The 22,529-nt window shown below is 41.8% G+C and carries 26 protein-coding genes and 1 other RNA gene; 9 read left to right on the top strand and 18 right to left on the bottom strand.

All coding sequences use genetic code 11. The features are described 5' to 3' along the window. Window positions 1-237 precede the first annotated feature (237 nt). Both CJD30_RS09645 and CJD30_RS09640 read left to right on the top strand, forming a co-directional pair. The gene (locus CJD30_RS09645) at window positions 238-1,014 is read left to right on the top strand and encodes an MBL fold metallo-hydrolase (protein WP_294918581.1); all 777 of its coding nucleotides are present in this window, start codon (window positions 238-240) and stop codon (window positions 1,012-1,014) included. Between the two features lie 45 nt (window positions 1,015-1,059). Continuing rightward, entirely contained in the window at window positions 1,060-1,629 is a 570-nt protein-coding gene (locus CJD30_RS09640; RefSeq protein WP_294918580.1) for an alkylphosphonate utilization protein, read from the top strand. A 46-nt stretch (window positions 1,630-1,675) separates the two neighbouring features. Here the strand turns inward: CJD30_RS09640 and CJD30_RS09635 are convergent, their stop codons facing one another. From CJD30_RS09635 to CJD30_RS09585, 11 genes are all read right to left on the bottom strand, one after another. After that, the gene (locus tag CJD30_RS09635; protein ID WP_294918579.1) at window positions 1,676-2,473 is read right to left on the bottom strand and encodes a hypothetical protein; all 798 of its coding nucleotides are present in this window, start codon (window positions 2,471-2,473) and stop codon (window positions 1,676-1,678) included. A 13-nt stretch (window positions 2,474-2,486) separates the two neighbouring features. Beyond that, window positions 2,487-2,738: a ribbon-helix-helix protein, CopG family gene (locus tag CJD30_RS09630; RefSeq protein WP_294918578.1), complete on the bottom strand. Its 252-nt coding sequence runs from the start codon at window positions 2,736-2,738 to the stop codon at window positions 2,487-2,489. A gap of 31 nt (window positions 2,739-2,769) precedes the next feature. Further along, entirely contained in the window at window positions 2,770-3,360 is a 591-nt protein-coding gene (locus CJD30_RS09625; protein WP_294918577.1) for a ParA family protein, read from the bottom strand. 136 nt (window positions 3,361-3,496) lie between these two features. Further along, window positions 3,497-3,736 (bottom strand): hypothetical protein, encoded by a 240-nt coding sequence (locus CJD30_RS09620; RefSeq protein WP_294918576.1) that lies wholly within the window; start codon window positions 3,734-3,736, stop codon window positions 3,497-3,499. A gap of 143 nt (window positions 3,737-3,879) precedes the next feature. Beyond that, on the bottom strand, window positions 3,880-5,076 hold the full coding sequence (locus tag CJD30_RS09615; RefSeq protein ID WP_294918575.1) for a HAMP domain-containing sensor histidine kinase: 1,197 nt from the start codon (window positions 5,074-5,076) through the stop codon (window positions 3,880-3,882). A 7-nt stretch (window positions 5,077-5,083) separates the two neighbouring features. After that, entirely contained in the window at window positions 5,084-5,731 is a 648-nt protein-coding gene (locus tag CJD30_RS09610) for a response regulator transcription factor (RefSeq protein ID WP_294918574.1), read from the bottom strand. Then, window positions 5,732-6,022, bottom strand: coding sequence for a DUF3240 family protein (locus tag CJD30_RS09605; protein ID WP_294918573.1), 291 nt, complete (start codon window positions 6,020-6,022; stop codon window positions 5,732-5,734). Further along, entirely contained in the window at window positions 6,019-9,075 is a 3,057-nt protein-coding gene (locus tag CJD30_RS09600; RefSeq protein ID WP_294918572.1) for an efflux RND transporter permease subunit, read from the bottom strand. The genes CJD30_RS09605 and CJD30_RS09600 overlap by 4 nt, the downstream gene beginning before the upstream one ends. Continuing rightward, the gene (locus CJD30_RS09595) at window positions 9,075-10,124 is read right to left on the bottom strand and encodes an efflux RND transporter periplasmic adaptor subunit (protein ID WP_294918571.1); all 1,050 of its coding nucleotides are present in this window, start codon (window positions 10,122-10,124) and stop codon (window positions 9,075-9,077) included. Before CJD30_RS09595 ends, CJD30_RS09600 begins: the two co-directional genes overlap by 1 nt. Next, window positions 10,124-11,308, bottom strand: coding sequence for a TolC family protein (locus CJD30_RS09590; RefSeq protein WP_294918570.1), 1,185 nt, complete (start codon window positions 11,306-11,308; stop codon window positions 10,124-10,126). Before CJD30_RS09590 ends, CJD30_RS09595 begins: the two co-directional genes overlap by 1 nt. Further along, window positions 11,305-11,664 carry a PepSY domain-containing protein gene (locus CJD30_RS09585; RefSeq protein ID WP_294918569.1) on the bottom strand — a complete coding sequence of 120 codons (360 nt, stop codon included), beginning with the start codon at window positions 11,662-11,664 and terminating at the stop codon, window positions 11,305-11,307. The genes CJD30_RS09590 and CJD30_RS09585 overlap by 4 nt, the downstream gene beginning before the upstream one ends. 143 nt (window positions 11,665-11,807) lie before the next feature. On the opposite strand from CJD30_RS09585, the gene CJD30_RS09580 reads away from it, so the two are divergent. Beyond that, window positions 11,808-12,563, top strand: coding sequence for a transporter (locus CJD30_RS09580; protein ID WP_294918568.1), 756 nt, complete (start codon window positions 11,808-11,810; stop codon window positions 12,561-12,563). A 15-nt stretch (window positions 12,564-12,578) separates the two neighbouring features. Here CJD30_RS09580 and CJD30_RS09575 read toward each other — a convergent pair whose 3' ends face one another. The 5 genes from CJD30_RS09575 to CJD30_RS09555 form a co-directional block, all read right to left on the bottom strand. Further along, window positions 12,579-13,145: a YajG family lipoprotein gene (locus tag CJD30_RS09575; RefSeq protein ID WP_294918567.1), complete on the bottom strand. Its 567-nt coding sequence runs from the start codon at window positions 13,143-13,145 to the stop codon at window positions 12,579-12,581. Window positions 13,146-13,289: 144 nt separating this feature from the next. Next, window positions 13,290-13,659: a transfer-messenger RNA gene (gene ssrA / locus CJD30_RS09570) on the bottom strand. 64 nt (window positions 13,660-13,723) lie between these two features. Next, window positions 13,724-14,581 (bottom strand): DUF3943 domain-containing protein, encoded by an 858-nt coding sequence (locus tag CJD30_RS09565; protein WP_294918566.1) that lies wholly within the window; start codon window positions 14,579-14,581, stop codon window positions 13,724-13,726. A 56-nt stretch (window positions 14,582-14,637) separates the two neighbouring features. Continuing rightward, on the bottom strand, window positions 14,638-15,378 hold the full coding sequence (trpA, locus tag CJD30_RS09560; protein ID WP_294918565.1) for a tryptophan synthase subunit alpha: 741 nt from the start codon (window positions 15,376-15,378) through the stop codon (window positions 14,638-14,640). Further along, complete coding sequence (locus CJD30_RS09555; RefSeq protein WP_294918564.1) at window positions 15,375-15,779, bottom strand: Hpt domain-containing protein; 405 nt, start codon at window positions 15,777-15,779, stop codon at window positions 15,375-15,377. Before CJD30_RS09555 ends, trpA begins: the two co-directional genes overlap by 4 nt. A gap of 132 nt (window positions 15,780-15,911) precedes the next feature. Between CJD30_RS09555 and panB the strand changes: the two genes are divergently transcribed. From panB to CJD30_RS09525, 6 genes are all read left to right on the top strand, one after another. Then, complete coding sequence (panB, locus tag CJD30_RS09550; protein WP_294918563.1) at window positions 15,912-16,700, top strand: 3-methyl-2-oxobutanoate hydroxymethyltransferase; 789 nt, start codon at window positions 15,912-15,914, stop codon at window positions 16,698-16,700. An 11-nt stretch (window positions 16,701-16,711) separates the two neighbouring features. Continuing rightward, on the top strand, window positions 16,712-17,719 hold the full coding sequence (gene ruvB, locus CJD30_RS09545; protein WP_294918562.1) for a Holliday junction branch migration DNA helicase RuvB: 1,008 nt from the start codon (window positions 16,712-16,714) through the stop codon (window positions 17,717-17,719). Between the two features lie 2 nt (window positions 17,720-17,721). Beyond that, complete coding sequence (locus CJD30_RS09540; RefSeq protein ID WP_294918561.1) at window positions 17,722-18,750, top strand: AI-2E family transporter; 1,029 nt, start codon at window positions 17,722-17,724, stop codon at window positions 18,748-18,750. A 97-nt stretch (window positions 18,751-18,847) separates the two neighbouring features. Beyond that, window positions 18,848-19,264 (top strand): hypothetical protein, encoded by a 417-nt coding sequence (locus tag CJD30_RS09535; RefSeq protein WP_294918560.1) that lies wholly within the window; start codon window positions 18,848-18,850, stop codon window positions 19,262-19,264. A gap of 6 nt (window positions 19,265-19,270) precedes the next feature. Next, window positions 19,271-19,933 carry a response regulator transcription factor gene (locus CJD30_RS09530; RefSeq protein ID WP_294918559.1) on the top strand — a complete coding sequence of 221 codons (663 nt, stop codon included), beginning with the start codon at window positions 19,271-19,273 and terminating at the stop codon, window positions 19,931-19,933. Next, window positions 19,930-21,135 (top strand): ArsS family sensor histidine kinase, encoded by a 1,206-nt coding sequence (locus CJD30_RS09525; RefSeq protein WP_294918558.1) that lies wholly within the window; start codon window positions 19,930-19,932, stop codon window positions 21,133-21,135. Before CJD30_RS09530 ends, CJD30_RS09525 begins: the two co-directional genes overlap by 4 nt. On the opposite strand, the gene lgt is transcribed toward CJD30_RS09525, so the two are convergent. Beyond that, window positions 21,132-21,944 carry a prolipoprotein diacylglyceryl transferase gene (gene lgt, locus CJD30_RS09520; RefSeq protein ID WP_294918557.1) on the bottom strand — a complete coding sequence of 271 codons (813 nt, stop codon included), beginning with the start codon at window positions 21,942-21,944 and terminating at the stop codon, window positions 21,132-21,134. The genes CJD30_RS09525 and lgt overlap by 4 nt on opposite strands. A 2-nt stretch (window positions 21,945-21,946) precedes the next feature. Next, window positions 21,947-22,522 (bottom strand): flavin reductase family protein, encoded by a 576-nt coding sequence (locus CJD30_RS09515; protein ID WP_294918556.1) that lies wholly within the window; start codon window positions 22,520-22,522, stop codon window positions 21,947-21,949. Window positions 22,523-22,529: the final 7 nt, after the last annotated feature.

The following is a 22,529-nucleotide window of genomic DNA, read 5'->3' as shown; positions in this document are numbered from 1 at the left end:
GTGGACGGGAATTATAGGGGAAATTAACAATAATGTCAAGACCTTTCCTAAAGAAATACAAAAAAAATCCAAATTCACCTACATGCTATCATTAATATATAGCTTTCACCATTGTATTTCCAAACTAATGCCTTCTAAAATGAATTTCATTCTACAACAAATACTAAATAAAAACACTCAATACTAATTTCATCGGATTTGTACTATAATCATTTACTCATCATGGGAGACATGGATATGGACTACATTGAGTTTTTAGGAACTAGCGGCACACGTACCCCTACTCAAGGAACCACCTGTTTACGTGTTTCTGAACATTGTGTTATTGATGCAGGAAATTTGATAAATACATTCGGGAATGATGTATTTACTATCGAGCATATTTTTTTATCCCACTCTCATTTAGATCATATCATCGATATCCCTTTTCTCGCCGATCTGTTCGTAACGCAAAAAAGTATCTCTTTAAAAATCTATGCACTTCAGTCGACATTAGATGATTTGCGCCAATTCATTTTTAACCAGCGTATATGGCCAAATTTTGAAGAGATCCTGCTCATCGGGCATACCGATAAAACAATTGAATTCATCCCCTTAGAACTTGAAGTACCTTACACAATCGATGATGTCATCCTAACACCATTCAAAACCAATCATACGGAAGGAAGTTGCGGTTACATCATTGAAAAAAATGGTTCAGCCATACTCTTTACAGCCGATACCTATCGATGTGACAGGATTTGGGAGCTGCTCGATGCGCGCAAAAATATCCACACGCTCATTACAGAATCTTCATTTCCTTCCGGATTTGATTCTCTCGCATTGGACAGTAAACATCTCACGCCTAAAATTCTTGCTGATGAGCTAAAAAAATGCCATCGGAATGATTTTACGCTTCATGTCATGCATTTAAAAGTGCTATTTCAAAAAACGATTATAGAAGAGCTAAAAGCATTATCACTGTTGTGGAACAAAGGAAGCGTTCTTGAAGATGGTGCTCGAATAAAGTTCTGATTGTCTAATACGCTATAATTGCATTTTTATAACAAAGGCGAATGAATGAGTATTGAACAAACATTAAGTGAACGAAGCGGAAACATTTGTGAACTATGCGGTGCAACAGAAGGTCTGGCACCGTTTGGCGTCGCTCCGAGTGATGGTTCAGCAGATCAATCGATCTATATCTGTGAAACCTGCAAAAGCCAAATCCAAAATCCGCAAGGACTTGATACAGACCATTGGCGATGTCTTGGAGACAGTATGTGGAGCCAAGTTCCAGCTGTACAGGTCATGGCATATCGTCTTCTAAGTGCACTTGGAGATCAAGATCAACTCGAAATGATGTATCTTGAGGATGATGTAAAAGTGTGGGCAGAAGCAGGAATGCTCAACACAGCAAGTAATGACGAGGGCGGCGCAGTTATCCAACGTGATAGCAATGGAACCATCTTGGCAGAAGGTGATACCGTAACGCTTATCAAAGATTTGGAAGTAAAAGGGGCAGGATTTACCGCAAAACGTGGAACAATTGTTAAAAATATTCGTCTAACGGATGATCCACGCTATATCGAGGGAAAAATCAACGGCTCAACGATCGTATTGGTCGCTGCATTTATGAAAAAGGCATAAGCCTTTTTCAATTTATCTCTCTTACTCTAACTATTTAGCATACACCTTACTTTTCCAATTGTACAGCCAACTCTGAGTAGATTCGGGCTTTTGCAATATTAAGGCGTTGTGCTTCGCCGCTTTTTTCCAAAGAGACAATTTTTTGGCTAAGTTGTGCCATACGAGTATTGATTGAGTTACGATTTTGTACCACTTTTGATTTATCATCATTAGCCGGTTGCGAGAAACCAACAAATGTTTTGGCTTGATTCACATAATTTCCAGTGCTTTCCAACGCATCAGAAATTCCCTGAGTAGTCGCTGCCATCGCTGCTGTTGACTCTGAAATATCCTTCAATGAATTTTCCAAATCTTTTGCATCGTTCAACAGTTTTGTATCGGCGAATACCGCCAACTTTGAGATTTCAGCACCGCTAACACTCGTGCGGTTCATTTTATCAAAAGTCGTTAAAAATGTATCCGAACTGTTTTTATACCGATTCAGAGCACTCGCTGCACCACCGAGGTTGAGTACAGTTTTAGAAACCAACTTGGTTGTATTTGAAACCTCTCCTGCATACGGTATCGGTAAAAAGCGGACAACATTACTGATATAGACACTCGATTTGATCATATCTGCATAATTATCAACCGTACCCTTCATCGTTGCTATAAAACCATCAAACGCTTCAATATTCTTTTTGTCTTCACGCAACAGTTTTGCTACTTTTTCAAGATGATCATAACCGTACGAGTTTAGCTGTGCAGCATTCATACATGCTTTTTGAGGCACCTGTGCCGTAGGTTGCGGTGCACACCCTGCAAACACTACCAAAGACATAGCTACTATAAGTGATCGTTTCATTCATACTCCTTTGTTATATCATTCCCATTTCTTTTAAGGCTCTTCGGATTGCACCGGCTATTGATTCACCCGTGCGCGCAGTATGCTCATCCAATTTCGCTTTTTCGGTTTTTGTCAATGTCAAAAAAACTTTTTCGCTCTGCTTGATCTCGTCTGTTTTTTTCGGACGTCCGCCTGGATGTTTGGCCGTTTGAATCTCTTTGTGTGTAGAGAGCTCTCGTTGTGTTACACGAGAAGCAAATTTATTTTCCTTAACTTCTTCCATTTACCCTCTCCTTTAGCTCGATCGTATCGAATTAAAGATTTTCATATTCTCGTATTTTGGCGTGTAGATCATCAATGATTTTTGAACTTTTTTTATACGCATAGGCTTTGATTCCACCTTGTTTGGAAAGATCTCCCACTGCACAATTCTCATTGATAGCGGTCTGAAGTGCAACACTCATCGGAATCGGAAACATTTCAATCTCAAAACCCAATGTCTCTTCAAAAACAAATTTTGCATCATTGATATCATTCTCTTTTTGACTCATATTCGGTACCATGAGAATCGGTTTATTGGCTGAAGCGACCCGTACCAATGTATCAACAGTTCCTTGTATCGTCTCTAGAGTCGGTATAAATGGGATAACAATCAAATCGGAATAACTGATAGCTTGATCGAGCTTGACATCGTCAAATCCGCCAAAATCAAAAATGGTTTCCTTTTTTGGTTCTTCGATTTTTTTTTCTTGAATATCAACTCGTAGAACACTTTCAGGTAATCGATCGGAAAGTGATCCATAAGGATCAATCTCGTATCCGTTAAATCCATACCCTGAAATAAGCTGATGAGCGATCATCGATTTTCCGACACCGCCTTTAAAATTGACAATAGTTATATTCATCTATTTTCCCATATTATGAAACTGTTTATTACAGTATCATACCACTAAAAAACAGTTAATGTCAAGTTTTTTACTGTATAAAACTTATATTATATACTATGGCCTTTGTAGGATAATGGACCTTTACAGTATCGTGTTAGATAAAGATGAAATCTTTTTTATACAGCAAAAATTCGCTTGTTTGTTTGTAGTCAGCCATTTTCTCAAGTACTTCGAGTAAAGAGATATTCCCGATCGAACTGATCTCCTGACACAACAAGATTTCGTAGTTGGTCATCTTTGCCCGATAGGCTACCACCATGTGTTCAGTGGAGATATCAATCAAACGTTTCATCACATGTTGTCTATCATAAGCATCACTGGAACTAGTTAACATTTTATAACCTCAATGATTAGATTTGACTATTGTATCATCTTGTAGTATATGTGTCAATATATTTAATAAAGTTATTTTTTAATGGAATTAAAAAATAAGTATAAATTATTCTTTTTGAGGTATTGGGAAAGTAAAAAGCAGTTTTATGCTGGGAAAAAAATCAGCTCGATTTGAAAAGAGTCTTTATTTTGATCGATCTTGTAATCAAATCCTATTTCACTACGCAGACGTTTAAGTATTTTCTCTCCTATTTTCGAACTGAACAAATATTTTTCTGTTCCAATTTTATTATAAATCCACACTTTTCTTTCCAGCGGAAGACAACCTACTTCGACAATAGTATCTTCTCTTGCGTAGGTAATAGCATTTTCAAGCAATGCACTCAAAACTTTAAACAGCAGTTTTTCCGATGCAACTACGGTAAACGTTTCTGTCGGAAGTTCCAATTTCAGTCCCTTTCGCTGGATCAAAATATCCATTTTTCGCTCTAGCATTTTAAAAACATGAATGATATCTATTGTGCTGGACTCTTCAAAATCTGAACTTTCAAGAAAAAGAACATTTTTCAGCTCTCTGGTTAATCGTTCGATATCCTGCCCGAGATCAGCAATAAATTTATCTTTCTCATAGTGATCACTCACTTCATAGACGTCCAGTCTCGATCGCATTAATGCTAAGGGGGTCTTGAGTTCATGTGCCGCTTCTTTAAAGAGTTCAGTCTCTTTTTGGCGATACGATTCCAATCTCTTTACCAATCCCTCAAAAGCGCTTGATACCTCTTTGATCTCCGATGAGGCATCATCCAAAACAAAATCATAAGGGTTCTCTCGTTTCCACGTTTTTGTTTTGATGGCTAATTGTTCCAACGGCTTCATATAGAAATCAAGGGCGACGATAGTGATGAGTAAAATAATGATCAATGAAACAACATAACGAAAGATCAATACCTGTGTATATTTATAGGTCGCTTCATCAATTTTGCGGTGATCGCTGATCGCATTGAGATAATAATTATTGGCAAGTTTGATAGAGGAGACAATAAATTTTTCATTTGTTCGATAGGGATTGGTCGAGATCATAAAGCGAAGGGCATTCACCTCTGAATCGGATAGAATCATCATATTATGAGGAATAGTGTATAAAAAATTGAGATCGCTCGAAGGAGTTAGTACACTACTGATGTATTCATCGTTGCTTTCGACAAGCAGGTGTGTCAATACTTTTTCTACATCTTCTTCTTTCTGTGTATGAATCGTTTTTGCGGCAATGATTAAATTGATACTGAAGGCTATCGCTAAACCGAATGCAAAAATGAGGGCAATCTTAAACTTTAACGACATAGCCCATTTAAATCGCAATTAAATACCCTCGAGTTTTTATGGTTTTAATGATACCCGGATGGAGCTTTCGGCGTATGCGACCGACCAATTCATCAATGGCATTTGAGGTAATATTTTCAGGATTATCATAAATGGCATCCATGATTTCATCTCGCGAAACGATTGATTCTCGTTCCAAAAGATAAAAAAATAGTTTTTGCTCATTGCTGCTGAGGAGAATCTCATTTCCGGATTTTTTAATTTTTTTGGACTGTGTATCTATTTCCAGGTCTTCAAAAAATTTAATTTTTGGGACAAAACGGCGTGATAAAGCCATTAATCGTGCACGCAGTTCTTTGATATCAAACGGCTTTTCTAAATAATCATCTGCACCGTATTCCAGTCCTTGCACTTTTTCATCGATACTACCCAATGCACTCAACACTAAAATCCCCATCAAAGGATTTTTATCTTTGCCGTACGTAATCAATTCCTGAACACAATCTTTTCCATGGAATGTTCGATCCACAAGAAAAATCTGATATGTATACGCATCAAGATATCCTTTGGCGTCTTTTACTTCACCAACCGTATCTATCACCCACGCTTCATTCTGCAATGAAAGTTTGAGTAATTCTAAAAGTTCCGGTTCGTCATCGGCGATCAGTATTCGCATTTATAACTCTTTTAGCTCATTGAGAAATATTTTGATGGTTTTATCTTTTAATTCCTTTTTGATCGCTGCAGAGAGAACGATAGCTTCCGTCTCATGTAAAAAAAGACGAAATAAACCAAAATCCCGTCTCGCACTCACCTGCTCCTCGGCACTGATCAAAAAAGCTCCCGCACTGTATCGTTTGCAAGGGAAAAAATAAAAATCATCATAGCCTTCTTCCAATAATAAATCAACTAAAATATCTTTATTAGTAATCTCGAAATAAATATCCATGCTCGTTAAATGCATCATTTGCCTCTTTTGTAGATCATTTTAAATGCAGGAGGAAGAATCAAAAGGGTTAAAATCGTCGATGTCACCAATCCGCCCAATACAACAATCGCAAGCGGTTTTTGGATCTCACTTCCCACACCTGTTGCAAACAACAACGGCAGTAATCCCAATGCAGCGATAAACGCCGTCATCAAAACCGGTCTAAGCCGTCTGCGTGCACCCTCAGCAACGGCATCATCGATCGAATAACCGCTGCCCAGCAACGTATTGAAATAACTCACCATCACGACACCGTTGAGAACCGCGATCCCGAAAAGGGCGATAAATCCGACCGATGCCGGAACCGAGAGATACTCTCCGCTGAAATACAGCGAGATAATCCCCCCTGTCACGGCAAAGGGAATATTGAGCAAAATAAGGGTTGTCGAACTCACCGAACGGAACGTAAAGAATAAAATCAAAAATATGACACCAATACTGATCGGAATAACCGTCATCAATTTTGCAGCAGCGCGCTGTTGGTTTTCAAACTGCCCTCCATAGACGATAGTGTATCCGTTTGGAAGTTTAACATTCGCATCGATTTTTTGTTTGACCTCTTCCACATAACCGACCAAGTCACGGCCTTCAACATTGGCACGAACAGTACTGTATCGTTTGGCATTTTCACGATCGACTTTCAAAGCCCCTTCACTCGTTTCGATCTGAGCTACACTCGAAATCGGTACCGAAAACCCGTCACTCAAAGGGAGTTCTAACGATTTGAAAAGTTCCATATCCTGAGAGACTTCACCATCCAGACGCATTAAAACCGGAATTCTCGTATTCTCCACGGAAAGTTCATCTATCGTGACCCCCTCCAGAGCAGTTTTCAAAAAGAGTTCGAGTTCCGCCGTATCCACACCGGTCTTTGCCGATTCTGTACGGTTCGGCTTTACGCTCAGATAATTGACCCCTTCATTCAGAGTGGTAAAGACTTCGGAAGACCCTTTTACCTCATCTAACGTATCGGCAATTTTTTGACTCAATGTATTTAACGTATCGATGTCATTCCCATAAATCTTGATCGCCAAATCCCCACGTGAACCGGTTAACATTTCAGATATACGCATCTCAATCGGCTGTGTAAAGCTAAAACTGATACCGGGGAAATTTTTGAGCGATTCTTGGATTTTTGCTTTGATTTCCTCTTTGTTTTTGGCTTGCCACTCTGTCTGCGCCTTAAGCGTAATAAACGTATCGGTTTGATTTAGCCCCATAGGATCCAGTCCGAGTTCATCCGATCCGGTACGTGCAACAATGGTTTTTATCTCCGGAACGTTTGCAATCAGTGTGCGCTGTATGGCTAGATTCAGCTCTTTGGATTTTTCAAGCGAAATCGACGGAGGTGTCTCTACCCCCAAAATAATATCTCCCTCATCCAAAGTCGGCATAAAGCTTTTCCCTACAAACGCGAATAACGTAAAACTGACAATCAAAAAAGCGATAGCTCCGCTAAAAAGGAGTTTTGTACGGTTCAATGCAAAAGAGAGCATCGGCTCATACAGACGGGCAAAAAAGTTCCCGATAAACGTCTCTTTATGCGGTGTACTTTTGAGCACCAAAGAACTGACTACCGGTATAAGTGTCAATGACAGGAGAAGTGATCCGAATAATGCAAAAACAATGGTCATTGCAACAGGAGCAAAAAGTTTTCCCTCTAATCCTTCTAACGTTAACAACGGCAAAAATACGACGGCAATAATCAAAATACCGCTAAAAACTGCCGTACTCACCTCTTGTGTTGCTCGGTAAACCTGATGCAATTTCGGCAGTGACGTGTTATTCTCGCTCAATTTGGCAAAAGAATTCTCAACGACAACAACCGCAGAATCGACCAACATACCGATGGCAATTGCCAACCCGCCCAAACTCATCAAATTGGCACTTAATCCAAAATACTTCATCAACAAAAATGCAATCGCGATCGAAAACGGCAAAATGACACTCACCGCAATCGCGGCACGGACATCACCTAAAAACAGCATCAAAAGGACAATAACCAACACGATAGCTTCAACCAATGCTTTTGAAACCGTACCAACCGCTTTTTCGATTAAATCACTACGATCGTAAAACGGCACAATTGTGACACCCGTAGGAAGTTGTGGTTTAAGTTGCTCCAATCTCTCTTTGATCTGAGCAATCGTCTCTTGGGCATTAGCCCCTTTAAGTGTTAGGATCAGACCTTCCGTTGCTTCGCCGATACCGTCTTTGGTCACGTATCCCAATCGAGTGCGTGCATCGTCACGAACTTCACAAAAATCACCGATACGGATCGGACCATTATGGGAGTGGATCGTAATATTGGCAATCTCACCGGCATCTTTCACACCGCTTTGTACTTTGACCAGATAGCTCTCTTCATTGGCATCAACGCGTCCTGCACCGTCGTTTTTGAGATTATTTTCCAGAGTCTCTTTGAGAACGCTCAGCGGTATCCCTAAATCCCGCATTGCCGTATAATCAGGCTGTACAACAATCGCGCGCGCTTCACCACCGAGGGCATTGACATCCGCGACCCCTTTTGCACCTCGTAAAACCGGGCGAATCACGAAATCGAGAAGTTCTCGTTTCTCTTTTTGGCTTAGATTCCCCTCAATGGTAAACATAAAAGCTTCACCCAAAGGGGTCGTAATCGGTGCCATTCCCCCCTCTACACCGCTTGGCAATGTCGGCAAGAGTGATGCGAGTTTTTCGGAAACCTGAGCACGGGCGCGGTAAATATCGGTACCGTCATTGAAATCGATCGTGATATCCGCTATCGCATATTTGGAGGTACTTTTTAGAAGCTTTTGATTCTCAAGCCCCAAAAGTTCAGCTTCCAGCGGTTTAACGACACGGTTTTCAACTTCTTCAGGGGTCATCCCCGGTGCTTTCATGATAATTTTGACTTGCGTAGAGGAGATATCAGGAAATGCATCAATCGGAATTTTATAGAATGAGTATATCCCCGCCCCAAAGAGCGCCAATGAAAGTAAAATAACAATCAGACGCTGTTTGAGAGAGAATTCAATAATAGAGTTAATCATTACTCAAATCCCAATCCATTTAGTGCTCCCTTGAGGATAATAATCCCATCCGTTGCCACTTTGGATGTTAGATTTAATCCTGCCGGTTTGATTGCAACATGATCTTTATAGGTTTTTTGAATCTCTACGATCTGAGGGGTAAACCCATTGGCAGTTTTCACAAAACAGATATCATTTTTTTTGTATTTTGTCACTGAGGATTTAGGAAGTAATACCCATTTGTCCATTTGGAGTGAAGTGATATAAAACTCACCCGATGTACCGGCACGATAGTTGTTACTAGAGGCTAATACCGCTATCGCAGTTGCAGAATTGTTCAAGATATCAACACCCGAAGAGATAGCCGTAATTTTTCCGACCTCTTTTCCAGTCTTATCCATTAGTAATGCTCCCTTTTGGACGCTTCCGATCATCTTTGGCGGGATTTTAATGAAGGCACTTAGAGCATTGGCACTCGCTATTTTCAAATACGGCATAAAAGGCTCAATTTTCTCTCCAGTCTTGAGAGGAGCATGAGCCAGTATGCCGTTTTGACGGGCACGTATCGTAAACATCATCCCATTTTTAGGAGAGACATCCGCACCGGAAAAAACGAAACGGTTCTGTATTTCTCCGATTTTCGCTTTTAGACTCATCACATCCAACGCACTCTTTTGCGATTCGCGTAATGAGATGACACCGTCTTTGTAAAGAGCCTGATCCTTTTGCGCATATTCTTGTGCAAGTTTTAGTCGATTGCGAAGATCTTTGAGTTCATAACTGCTTGCCAGCAGTTCGGATGAGGCAATCGTACAAATGACTTCACCCGGTTTGACCGTATCACCGGTTTGTTTCATCAACTCTGCAACGGTTGCTTCGGAACTCAACGTATAATTTCGAGCCCCTTTGTCATTATAGTCGAATGTCCCGATAAAAGGTCCCATTGCTTCGGATTGTATCTCTCTCACCTGCTGAACTGCAATACCCATTTTTTTCATTTGAGCATCGCTCATTTTAATATCTGCGCTCATCAACGTCGCAATCATAAGTAAAAAAATACTTTTTTTCATTACCATACCTCCCCAATTTTTTCTTCGATAACACTCATCTCTTCAATATAATTTTGTTTCATCTTCAACGTACGCAAACGTGCCTCATAATAAGCGTTTTTGGAAGCCAGATATTCAAACTGACCGATTACACCTCCATCATACCCTTTTTGAGCCATCGTAAAAAGCGTTTCGTACTTTTTCTCATTCTCGGCCAATTTTTTTATATTCTCTTCACGTTCTCTCAAATGTTCAAACAGCCCCTTAACGCTCAATTCCAGTTTTTGTCGGCTCACTTCTCGTAAATTGACTAAAGCGCTTCGTTCACTCATCAACGCTGCAATCTTATTCTCATTTTTACTGCTGATGGAGAGAGGAATACTCAATCGTACATCCAGACTGTTTTGGGTAGGTTCTTGAGTTATCCCCACCCCTACTGAAATCGATTCGATCGTAGAGTGTCGCTGTGTCGCGATTTGAGCGTTATATGCATCGATACGAAGATCAAGCGATTTCAATAAAGGTGCATTTTTCAACCTCTCTTCCAATGCAGAAGAAGAGATAAATGCAAAATTCAGATCATCCACCATCACCTCTTGATCTGACATTAGGGCACCTTTGAGATAATGCTGTGCATGTTCGGCTTCCATCGAAACGGCTGCAAGTTCTTGGAGTGTACTTTGGTATTCGTTCTCCAAACGCAAAAGCTCCATCTGCGATAACCGTCCCGCTTTGAACTTTTTCTCTCCGATTTGATACGCTTTATAAGAAAAATCACGTTTTTCACTTAAGATCAGGCTTCTTTGATACTCCAACTGATACAAAAGCCATCCCCTTTTTAGCGCAACTTGTATCAATGCTTTTCGAGCGGCTATTTCATGTTCCGTCTCTTTTTTCTGAACATCAAACTCATTGGCCTTGGCTGATTTAAATGAAGGCAACTTGAACGCATAATCAAGCATGATCCCATACTCTTTTCCACTGTCATTGGTATTATCGGCTCTGATGTTTCGTGCCGATGTTTCAATACTCAATGGTTCTCCCGCGAGCGCCGAAGCTTTTTCAAAACCGATCGCATTCATACGCCCATTTGATTCGATCAACTCTTCCGAAACCTCAGATGCACGATTAGTGAGTTCATTAAACGTGATCGCTTGTCCCAAAAAAGGGAGTAACACCAAACTGTATCCCCATCTCAATTTCATTGGCATGCTTCCATTTTTAAAATTGATCCATTGCTTGGGTCTACATAGAGTTTTATATTTTTCGACGTATTATCTCGAGCGTACACCTGATAGACCAATTCAGACGCGATATCACGCAATTGGATACTTCCAATACTATACCCTTGATTGGAAAGATGGTTGCGTACATCCGCTTCTTTCATCGGTGCAATCGATTTATAATATTGATTTTCTTCCATGATTTGTACCGGATGGTTTCGATGGTTTCCAAACGTGTATTTGAGATGCTGTTGCGTCGGGATACTCACCGATGAGCCCATAGCACCATACAGTGATAAAGAAAAGAGTGCCGAAGAAACAAAGGAAATTAATTTCACTGTTCAGCCTTTATAGAAAAATATGATGTTATTGTAGGGATTTAACGTGAGAAAATCATGAGAGTCTCCATTACCGACAAATGAGATAGTTTTCAAACTATTTAACGTTAATATTACAGATAATTTTATATAAAAAGATCAAGATGAAAAAATCATATTCTTTTTTGTTGGTAGCATTGTGTACCATCAATGGATGGGCTCACGATGATGCCATCACCCCAGATCGTCCCGGATTTTCAACCGGTACGCGAACCGTGAAGCCCAATGTTGTGAATGTTGAACTCGGTTATCAATACACATTCAACAATTATGATACAAAACCCTCTTCACACACCCTTCCTCTGATGGTTTTACGCACCGGAATCTCTGAAAATGCAGAGTTTGACATTCAATGGGATGGTATTAATGTAGACAAAGAAGATGGCTCACCAACTGCACATTCAAAAGCCGATTTGGCGGTCGGTGGAAAATACAAACTTATTGAGAATGAGCAGTACAATTTGACGCTATTAGGAGTTCTCTCTCTTCCCACCGGAACCGCTCCATCCACTTCGGACAGTACCGATCCGTTAGTCGGATTGCTCTGGGATTATTCACTTTCAGATGAGAATACGCTCTTCGGCACCGTTCAAGCAAGTTCATCTCAGATAGATAGCAACAGAATCTACAATCAGCAGTTCTCGCTAGGGGCTTCATTTGCTCACACAGAAAGCATCGGGAGTTTTATTGAGGTTTATACGATCATGCCCTCAGAGTCCAGTATGCACGATACCAAAACAATCGATGGGGGTATGACCTATTTGTTGAGTAATGATATTCAACTCGATTTTAATGTTGGGTTGGGATTAAACCGATACTCTTCGAATTTTATCGGTTTTGGAATCGCAACACGTTTCTAAATACTTTATGCTTATTTATTCAGCCAATTTAGCCGCGATCGAGTTAATGCTATCGGTGAATAGTGAATCCAAGAGTGGTTCTATATCCTTAGAGGTATAGGATGGTTTTATCCATTTACCCTCTTGCTGAGTGATCGTTTGGACTAGCGTTTTATCTCCTTTTGTGCGGGTCACTTCAATCACGATCTTACCGCGAAGATTTTCATCAAATTTATTTGTATCATTGTACACGATCTGAATCGTTTTAATTTTTACCCCAATAATTGCATTTGCTTCTGCTGCATTTTTTGCCATATTAAACTTGCCAGCTTGCATCGCACTGCTAATCGCTTCTTTGTATCGGCTTGCAAAATCAACATAACTGTAAAATTTTGACGTCACTACGCCATTGGCTTCAACATATCCAATCGATGTTTTATCATCTCTTCCATCCGTTACGGATACAAACGAAACACTGTTTTGATCTTGTGTCGTTTTGCCTAAATACTGCGGTTGATACGCTGAAAGCTGTATCGCTTCATTTTGATACGAACATCCGCTCATGAGAACAACGGCTGCAACCAAACTATATAATTTTTTCATATCGTTTCTCCATGTAAATGCGAAATTATACAAAAAAAATCATCCTGCTTTTAAACACACGGTAACACTGTGATTCAAATTCAGTTTGCTTTGGACACAAAAAAATAAAATGAGGAAAAAAATACTTGAAATAGGCTGAAAGATTGGTGGAGGCGTCCGGGATTGAACCGGAGTCCTAAACCAAGTGAGTAAAGGCGTCTACATGCTTAGTAACGTTGTTTAAATCTCGTGGGCTTTCACACAACGTGCAAATCTACAGCACACTATCCTCTAAATTCATTCCCATCCGAGGCACTCTGAGAATATAGCTATCGCAGTGGTTATACCCCAAACCCTCTCGGTGATAGCATAGAGAGGTAGAGCAGTCCTAAGTTAAATTAAACTTACGCTACAGCGTAAGCAGGACGGTAATTAGTGTTGTTTGCGTTTAAGCAAGGTGAGCCGTATAACGGAGCTGCTCAGTCCGGCGATGCAACCTAAACCTTCTTGATCCAGTCGAAGCCATGTCGCCCCCACGTGGTAACCGAAGTTATAATGGAAGTATACCCTATCCGTGTAAATAGTATGTTTATTTTCCATTATTGAATACGGATGATAAAACCGTATTCTCTCTCATGGTTGGAAAAAGACGGTGGAGTGTTCAGGCTCTCCCATGATCGATTTTCCTTACCTGCAAGGGGATAGGTCTGTATTGTCATTGTGACATCGGCATTGATATGAAAATAATTTAGTCCACTTTTCATCCAAGCGGCAATATTGCCCAAAGGATCGATCAGAAAATAACCAATATTTCCCAATTTCTTTGAACCAAAGATCATCCCGTTTTGTCTATCCAATTTTCCCTGCAATACAAACATCCCCTCTCCGAGGATCGATCCGAAAAGCGGTGTAAATATCAAATCTTGAATCGAGGGGACTTCCGCAAACGCTTCATACCCGTATTCCCATACAAAAGTAGACATCAAAACCGAAACAATAGCCGACTCTTGGATATTCAATCCATCGTTTCGCGCCATCGTATAGTACCAAGCACCCGAAACGGGATGCCCGACATAGTTGATGAACCAATTGTCATTATCCCAAACCGGAGCAGTGGATACATGATCTTTCCATCGTTGCGAGAGCGATTTTTCTTCGAGTTTTGCGGCATTCCAGTTGGTGATGCTCTCGGGCATAAGTGCCAAAACGGCAATTGCAGAGAGCATCACCCCTTGCAAATAGATCGAATCTTCGATAACACTTCCATACCGATTAGGGAGTTGTTGATTGACATTCACATTCTGTGGAAAATAGTCTTTGTACCCATCGTCTATCGGCAGGATCGGATCGTTTCGGATTATTGCTGAAGAGATTGGATCAGCAGCCATAACAGCAGTAGAAGGTTCTTTAAGGGTATCGTAAAGAGCGGTACTGTCTGCAAAAATATTTACCATCATTAAGAGCGAAAACGCTCCATGACGAATCACTTTTTTACAAACATTTCACACCTACTTCAGCTGTTGATCAGCCCTTTGATATTTCGAGTAATCTCACAGCATTTCGCAATTTTTTCTGCAAATGAGAGGGTATCATCCAACAATACGTGTACAATTGCCGAACCCACAATCACACCATCTGCCCCCTGCACTTTTTCACGCGCCGTTTTTTCATTGACCCCAAACCCTACATAAACCGGTGTCTGCGTATGACGTTTGATCATCTCTATAATCGGAGCCAAATCCTCTGACTGACCGCTTCCTGTAATCCCTGCATAGGCGACAAGGTAGATAAATTTACGCGCTTCTGCCGTGATCGCAGCAATACGTTCCTCTCCATCGGTCGGAGCGACAAAGGTGATATTTGCCAAACCTCGGTTTTCAAATAACCCGTGATACGCTTTTGCTTCCTCATACGGTACATCGGGGATGATCAAACCGTTGACACCGATATTTTTTGCAGTATCGAGCAACGCTTCCATCCCATATTGGTAAAACGGATTGAAGTATCCCATCCATAATGTATCAATTTTAGGAGCGACGGCACGTGAAATCTCGATCAAATCAGCAAAACGAAATCCGTTTTCTAGCGCACGATGGTTTGCCGCTTCGATCACGGGACCATCGGCAACAGGATCTGAAAACGGAACACCCAGTTCAAGAGTATCAACACCGTTTTCTCCAAGTGCCAATGCCAAATCAACGGTAAAATTTTTATCAGGATATCCTGCGGTAATATAAGCTACGAGTTGCTTCACGCTTTCTCCATATCGGGTAAAATTAAAAGGGAAAAATGGACTTTAGAGAGATCGTTATCCATTTTCAAATCTTCTTGCCACTGCATAAACATATCAGCAACACTGATCAGCCATGTTACCGTCTCATCATTCACGATCTTGTCCCGTGAACGCAGTTGTTCGAGAGCATCTTCGGTAAAAGCGGCCAAGCGCATCATCGGTTCAATCTGCAAATATCCTGAAGCTGACTTGATGTTATGAAAAATACGAAACAGTTCCTCAATACTTCGATGATAACGCTCCGCATTTCCCAAATCGACCATCAACGGTTCCATAATCTCCGTCATCATCGCATAATGGTCCAGAAATTCGTCAATGATTTCAAAGTCAAAATTAGCTTCTAAAACGCTGCGTATGCCCATTTCGATCTTCTCCTATGATGGAAAATTATATCCATCTTTTGTTTAATCTCCCCTCTTAATTGCCATAGAATAGCTACCCAAAACAAATTTTGGGTAAACTATCCACTTTAAATGACTATGGGATATTATAGTATGAAGAAACTCACCATCGGCTCTATCCAAAAACGCAAAGGCGCTCAACCAATCGTCATGATCACAGCATATGATGCTCTCTTTGCTCGTCTTTTGTCTGAGAGTGCCGACATCCTCCTCGTGGGAGACAGTCTTAACATGAGCTTCGGGGGCAATAGCGATACCCTCAGTTCTACAATGGATCAAATGATCTATCATACCCAAGCGGTGTGTAAAGGTGCACCTGAGACATTTGTGATCACTGATATGCCCTTCGGTACCTATTGTGACGAAAAAACAGCTCTGGAAAACGCAATCCGAATTTATCGTGAAACGCCCTCTGACGCTGTAAAAATCGAAGGAGGTACCGATAAAGCCCATCTGGTGCGCCACCTCACTTCCAACGGCATTGCGGTATGCGGACATATCGGGCTCCTTCCCCAAGCCTTTCGTGCCGAAGGAGGCTACAAGGTCAAAGGGAAAAGCGAAGAAGAGGCTCTATCTCTCATCGCAGATGCTCAAGCCATCGAAGAGGCAGGAGCCTTTATCCTCGTTATCGAAGGGGTAAAAGCCGATGTAGCAACACGTGTGGCACAAAGCGTCTCCATCCCTGTTATCGGAATCGGTGCAGGTAACGGTGTGGATGGGCAGGTTCTCGTATTCTCCGATATGCTCGGACTCTATGAGCCGTTTGTCCCGAAATTCGTCAAACAATACATGAATGGCGCGGCAGCGGTGAAAGAGGCAGTACAACACTATGCTGATGAAGTAAAAACGCGCGCTTTCCCCGATGAAAACTATGTATACTAGGAAGCTATAACGTGGAACGTATCGTCGAAATCGAAAAATTTAACGCAGAAGAGAGCACCGAAACGTCATTACGTCCGAGCGCATGGGATGATTATGTCGGGCAAGAGCAGATCAAAAAAAATCTTGGTGTCTTTATCGAAGCAAGCTCAAAACGTCGTGAAGCACTCGATCATGTTCTCTTTTACGGCCCTCCGGGCTTAGGGAAAACGACGTTAGCCCTCATTATCGCCAACGAGATGGGGAGCAATATCAAAGTCACCGCTGCTCCGATGATCGAAAAAAGCGGTGATCTCGCTGCCATTCTTACCAACCTCGAAGAGGGAGATATCCTTTTTATCGATGAGATTCACCGTCTCTCCCCTGCTGTCGAAGAGATTCTCTATCCCTCTATGGAAGATTTTCGTCTCGACATCATCATCGGCAGCGGTCCTGCGGCACAAACGGTCAAAATCGATCTTCCCCGTTTTACCCTCATCGGAGCAACAACCCGTGCAGGAATGCTCTCGAACCCTTTGCGCGATCGTTTTGGGATGAATTTTCGGATGCAGTTTTATACCCCTGAGGAACTCTGCAGCATCATCACCCAAGCCTCTTTGAAATTGGGCAAGAACATCGATAAAAATGCGGCACTCGAAATCGCGAAACGCTCACGAGGAACTCCTCGTATCGCTTTGCGATTGCTAAAGAGGGTACGTGATTTCTCTGATGTGGCAAATGAGACCACTATTTTACATGAGCGTTCCCGTTATGCCCTCGATCAGCTCGGGATCAATGCCAACGGATTTGATGAGATGGATATACGCCTCCTCAAACTGCTCATGGAAGCCAAAGGGCGGGCCATGGGTCTTAGTACGATCGCTGCAGCACTCAGTGAAGATGAGGGGACGATTGAAGATGTATTGGAACCCTATCTCCTTGCCAATGGCTATTTGGAACGTACAGCACGCGGACGTGTCGCAACGCCAAAAACCTATGAACTCCTAAAATTCGGAACGCCTCAAAACGGATTGTTTGAATAGCTATGCAAATCAAAAAAGAACATTTCACCCTTATATTGCTGCTGATGGCTTCGTATGGAATATACGTTTTGTATGCCCCGTTTTGGATGAGCATCATTGTCGCTTCTTTGTTAGCCATCTCTACCCACCATATTCAAATGGGATTCTTTCATCTCACAAAAAGTCGATTTTGGGCTTCAGCCTTATCAACCCTGTTACTGGGAGTTCTTTTTTTCGCCCCGTTGGGATATTTTCTCTTTCATCTCTCGGTCACATTGCAAAATCTTGATCCGACAATGCTCAGTACAGTCGAAGCCAAAGTGCACCATTGGACAGCTCATCTTCCCCCTGCACTTTCTCACATCGAACTACGGATCGAACGCTATTTGATCAAATTTGATCCCTCTGCATTCTCACAACATATCCTCGCTTACGCATCCCAAATCGGAAGTTTTGCGATGTCGTTTCTCTCCGGAACGCTCTTTATTCTCATTTTCTATTTTATTGCCCACTATTATGGACGGGAAATTTTCGACTTTTTCAAACGTTCCGCCCATTTTCCGCAACAGGAAAGCACACTGATTATGTTCGAGATGCGTTCGGCCATGAGCGTTGTTTTCTACTCGATTCTCGCAACCGCTGTTTTCGAGGGGGCGCTGTTCGGAATTGCGATTGGCTATATGGGGTACAACGGGTTGCTCTTTGGGATTATGTATGGCTTTGCTTCTTTGATTCCGGTCGTGGGCGGTGTGATTATGTGGCTTCCGTTTGCTTTGTTCGAGCTCTCTTTGGGACACACCGAAAATGCCCTATTTATTACCCTATACACGATCATCGTTATTTCCGTTATCGCCGATACATTTATCAAACCGGTCATCATTAAACTGATCAACCAAAGATTGATCAAACCCCAAGAAAAAATCAATGAACTCATTATCTTCTTTGCTATTATCGCCGGTCTTGCAACTTTCGGGTTTTGGGGGATGATAATCGGACCGGCTATCACTGTTTTGTTTATGACATTGATGAAAATCACTGAAACGCAAACCTGAATATCATTTCATTAATATTGTTAATACAAGATTGATCAAATATTAGCAATAGTGTTCTATGATGTTAGAGTTAAAACTTAAAACACGGAGAAAACCTATGAAAAAGATTCTAAGTATCGCACTGATCCTCGGTGCAACAGCGTTGATGGCATGCCCTATGAAAGAGGGCGGGATGATGATGAAAAAATGTGAATGCGACACTTCTAAACTTCCAAAACCGTTTGAAAAATTGGGTCTTTCTGACGATCAAAAAGCTCAAATCCAAAAACTTCGTGAAGAAGGAAAAAATTTCCATAACCAACAACACGAAAAAATGATGAATGTACTCACTCCTGAACAACGTAAATCACTTGAAGCTAATGCACCTAAAATGTGTCCAAAAGAAGATATGAAAGGTAGTATGAAAGGGATGAAAATGGGTGATGATAGCAAAATGGGCGGCATGAAAGGAATGAAAATGGGTGATGACAACAAAATGGGCGGCATGGGCTGCAAAGAGTGCGATAAAAAGTAATTTCATATGATCAAAATCCTCCTGATTGAAGATGACCTCGAAATCTCAGATCTGCTAACGCAGTATCTGAGCCGTTATCAGATGGAGGTGATCTCTTACGCCCATCCCAAAGCAGCGCTAAACTCTTTGGCAATCGAATCGTATGATTTAGTACTGCTTGATCTTACTCTTCCCGATATGGATGGATTGGATGTGTGCAAAGCGCTTCGTGAGCGCAGCGACATCCCGATCATCATCTCCTCGGCTCGGAGTGATTTGGGAGATAAAGTAATCGCACTGGAACTCGGTGCCGATGACTACCTCCCAAAGCCCTATGAGCCCAGAGAACTGGTAGCCCGTATCCAAAGTCTCCTGCGACGTATCAACGGCAAAACGATACAGGCGAGCAGTGAAATGTTTCGCGTCGATGAAAACGGAATTTACAAAGAAGGGGAACTGATTCCACTCACCCGCGCCGAATTTGAGCTTCTCGGTTTGCTCATCAAACACCGTCGCCAAATTATCTCTCGTGATTTCATCGCCAACAATGTCGAATCGATAGGATGGGAAAGTTCGGAACGAAGTATCGACGTTCTTATCAGCCGAATCCGGCAAAAAGTGGAACCCAACCCAAAACACCCTACCCTTATCCGCTCCATTCGTGGAATGGGGTATCAGTTTACCCTATGATTTCTCGTCGTCACTCTGTTTTTTTTAAACTTCATGCTTTTTTTGCATTAGCTATTATTGTTTTGTTTCTCCTCTTTATTTCGGCACTCAATGAACAAAAAGAACAAAAGTTTCACCTGCTTGCGCACAGATCTATGGAGCTCTCACGCATTTTAGAAGAATCAACCATACAAAGCTGCGTCGAACAAAACAAAGAGCTTAAAGAGGCGGGGTTCAAACTGATCAACAACATTGCTCCTCATTATGAACCGATCCATCTTCCTCGTCCTATGCGGGAAAAGCTCCATTCACGCAATGTCAACGTCACTATTTTCAAAGATAATAACGGCTTTATTTATGCATTAGAACGTGACCACTGTACCATGTACTACCGTGATATGGCGGAAGAGACGACATTCTATTTCGTCTGGTTTTTATTCTTTGCTCTGATGAGCGGATTGGTCAGTATGTACCTACTTTTATGGAATAATCTCAAGCCACTAAAGCACCTGTATGAGCAAATACAGCGCTATGGCGAGGGAGAAGAGATTACCGATGAGCCAAACAACGGGAAAGACGAAATTGCCCTTATCTCCAACGCTTTTCACGATGCACTGCAAAAACAAAACCGTCTTAAAAAATCGCGTGAGCTCTTTTTGCGAAATATCATGCATGAGCTCAAAACGCCGATTACCAAAGGAAAATTGATCGTTGAACTTGAAGAACCGAGTCCTAACCGAAACTTGCTTGCCAAGTTGTTTTTACGGTTGGAACATTTGATTCGACAAATGGCCGAGATTGAAAAGATGCATGCTTTTTCCCTCTCCAAAAGTCCAAAAAGCCTTGATTCCATGATCCAAACCGCGATCGACAATCTGATGATTGAAGAAGGTGTGCTCAAGCTCAGCGGATGCACGCAGAGTATTTTGGTAGACAGTGAGCTCTTTACCAGTGCACTTCAAAATCTTATCGATAACGCGGTACGGCATGCGACATCGTATCCGATCCATATAGACTGCGACGGAGAAAAAATCTGTATTCGCAATAGCGGTGAACCGCTCAAACGGCCCGTCGAAGAAGCATTGCAGGCATTTGTCACCGAACGTGGAGACGGTGGTTTAGGATTGGGACTTTATATCGCTCAAGCGGTATGTGACCTCCACCGCTTTAATTTACACTACGAGTATGAAGAGGGGATACATCACTTCTGTATCCGTTTTTAACGGGTTTGCTTTTTAAAATAGATCCACAAGAGTGCTGAAACACCCGCCATCGCAAAACTAAGGGCCATTCCAAGCGTCATCCATTGACCGACGATATAGCCGATCTGAGCATCAGGTGCGCGATAAAATTCGACCAGACCTCGTCCGATTCCATAACAGAATCCATAGAGCAAGATCAATTCCCCCTCAAAAGCTTTGCGCTTACGATAAAGATAGATAATCGCAAAGACTACAATCCCCTCCACAAATGCTTCATAAAGCTGTGAAGGGTGTCGGAGGGTATCATACACGTATATACCCCACGGCACATCAGTCGCACGCCCCACCAACTCTTGATTCAGGAAATTACCGATTCGACCGAACACATACCCGAGCGGAACCGATACCGCAACCAAATCCATCAACAAACCAAACGCAATCCCATGACGACGATGATACAGATAGGAAGCGATCAAAAAGCCGACAATGGCACCGTGAAAACTCATACCTCGAATCCCGACGAACTGACCGTCAATAAACGGGTTAAAAATTTGCCACGGATGACTCACATAGTAGGCGGTATGAGTATCGTAGAAGAGGACATACCCTAATCGTGCGCCTAAAATGACACCGATCTCCGCATAAATAAAATAATCGTCTAACTGTTCTTTGGTGATTGCAATATTATCTTTTTGCACAATCCATTTCGCGATCACAAGAGCACTCAAAAGTGCCAAAACATACATTAATCCATACCAATGAACCGGAATCGACCCAAGATTGATTGCTACAGGATTGAAGTGCTCGTAAATATGATTCCAAAATTCCATACTTAAACCTTCATCCGTTTCGCATCGACAAGATAATCACGCCCGACACGTCCGATATTTTCCAATTTCACGTTATAGCGTTCATCGACGACTTCATCGGCATAATAAAAGGCATCGATTTTTAAAAAGAGGATGATTTGTTCGCTACCGTTTAAAGAGACCTCTTGGTGAAGAGAACACAATAATGCCGCTTTGGCATCAGCCACACAAGGAGGATATTCATCAGCTATTTTTGCCATCGCAATACCAAATTTTTCAGCCTCATTCACCCCATACGCGAATGCTTCTGCCGTTGCATCAATGAGACCTGCTTTATGATCATCCGCAAGTGAGATCGTCGCTTTAGAGTGCAAAAGGATGTTTTTCGCGGTATCTTTGAGTCCACCTTCTTCACTTTGCCCGATGGAAACCATCACACACGGGGGTTCAGAAGAGACAGGGATAAAATAGCTAAAAGGTGCGAGATTCACACCTGTTTCCCCTTCCGTTGAAATCCATGCGATAGGACGGGGAAAAATAGTGTTGCTCATCAATTTGTAGACGGTACCTACATCAAGAGATTGAGGATCGATCACCATGAGATTC

It is taken from the genome of Sulfuricurvum sp. PD_MW2 (assembly GCF_002633015.1).
Classification (GTDB): domain Bacteria; phylum Campylobacterota; class Campylobacteria; order Campylobacterales; family Sulfurimonadaceae; genus Sulfuricurvum.
Note: the sequence above shows the minus strand (reverse complement) of the source record. Positions and strands in the feature narration are given on the sequence as shown.

Excerpts from the sequence above, each read along its gene's own strand:
- CJD30_RS09645 (WP_294918581.1), top strand. The coding sequence starts at position 238 with ATGGACTACATTGAGTTTTTAGGAACTAGCGGCACACGTACCCCTACT.
- CJD30_RS09640 (WP_294918580.1), top strand. The coding sequence starts at position 1,060 with ATGAGTATTGAACAAACATTAAGTGAACGAAGCGGAAACATTTGTGAA.
- CJD30_RS09635 (WP_294918579.1), bottom strand. The coding sequence starts at position 2,473 with ATGAAACGATCACTTATAGTAGCTATGTCTTTGGTAGTGTTTGCAGGG.
- CJD30_RS09630 (WP_294918578.1), bottom strand. The coding sequence starts at position 2,738 with ATGGAAGAAGTTAAGGAAAATAAATTTGCTTCTCGTGTAACACAACGA.
- CJD30_RS09625 (WP_294918577.1), bottom strand. The coding sequence starts at position 3,360 with ATGAATATAACTATTGTCAATTTTAAAGGCGGTGTCGGAAAATCGATG.
- CJD30_RS09620 (WP_294918576.1), bottom strand. The coding sequence starts at position 3,736 with ATGTTAACTAGTTCCAGTGATGCTTATGATAGACAACATGTGATGAAA.
- CJD30_RS09615 (WP_294918575.1), bottom strand. The coding sequence starts at position 5,076 with ATGTCGTTAAAGTTTAAGATTGCCCTCATTTTTGCATTCGGTTTAGCG.
- CJD30_RS09610 (WP_294918574.1), bottom strand. The coding sequence starts at position 5,731 with ATGCGAATACTGATCGCCGATGACGAACCGGAACTTTTAGAATTACTC.
- CJD30_RS09605 (WP_294918573.1), bottom strand. The coding sequence starts at position 6,022 with ATGATGCATTTAACGAGCATGGATATTTATTTCGAGATTACTAATAAA.
- CJD30_RS09600 (WP_294918572.1), bottom strand. The coding sequence starts at position 9,075 with ATGATTAACTCTATTATTGAATTCTCTCTCAAACAGCGTCTGATTGTT.
- CJD30_RS09595 (WP_294918571.1), bottom strand. The coding sequence starts at position 10,124 with ATGAAAAAAAGTATTTTTTTACTTATGATTGCGACGTTGATGAGCGCA.
- CJD30_RS09590 (WP_294918570.1), bottom strand. The coding sequence starts at position 11,308 with ATGAAATTGAGATGGGGATACAGTTTGGTGTTACTCCCTTTTTTGGGA.
- CJD30_RS09580 (WP_294918568.1), top strand. The coding sequence starts at position 11,808 with ATGAAAAAATCATATTCTTTTTTGTTGGTAGCATTGTGTACCATCAAT.
- CJD30_RS09575 (WP_294918567.1), bottom strand. The coding sequence starts at position 13,145 with ATGAAAAAATTATATAGTTTGGTTGCAGCCGTTGTTCTCATGAGCGGA.
- CJD30_RS09565 (WP_294918566.1), bottom strand. The coding sequence starts at position 14,581 with ATGATGGTAAATATTTTTGCAGACAGTACCGCTCTTTACGATACCCTT.
- CJD30_RS09555 (WP_294918564.1), bottom strand. The coding sequence starts at position 15,779 with ATGGGCATACGCAGCGTTTTAGAAGCTAATTTTGACTTTGAAATCATT.
- panB (WP_294918563.1), top strand. The coding sequence starts at position 15,912 with ATGAAGAAACTCACCATCGGCTCTATCCAAAAACGCAAAGGCGCTCAA.
- CJD30_RS09540 (WP_294918561.1), top strand. The coding sequence starts at position 17,722 with ATGCAAATCAAAAAAGAACATTTCACCCTTATATTGCTGCTGATGGCT.
- CJD30_RS09535 (WP_294918560.1), top strand. The coding sequence starts at position 18,848 with ATGAAAAAGATTCTAAGTATCGCACTGATCCTCGGTGCAACAGCGTTG.
- CJD30_RS09530 (WP_294918559.1), top strand. The coding sequence starts at position 19,271 with ATGATCAAAATCCTCCTGATTGAAGATGACCTCGAAATCTCAGATCTG.
- CJD30_RS09525 (WP_294918558.1), top strand. The coding sequence starts at position 19,930 with ATGATTTCTCGTCGTCACTCTGTTTTTTTTAAACTTCATGCTTTTTTT.
- lgt (WP_294918557.1), bottom strand. The coding sequence starts at position 21,944 with ATGGAATTTTGGAATCATATTTACGAGCACTTCAATCCTGTAGCAATC.
- CJD30_RS09515 (WP_294918556.1), bottom strand. The coding sequence starts at position 22,522 with ATGGTGATCGATCCTCAATCTCTTGATGTAGGTACCGTCTACAAATTG.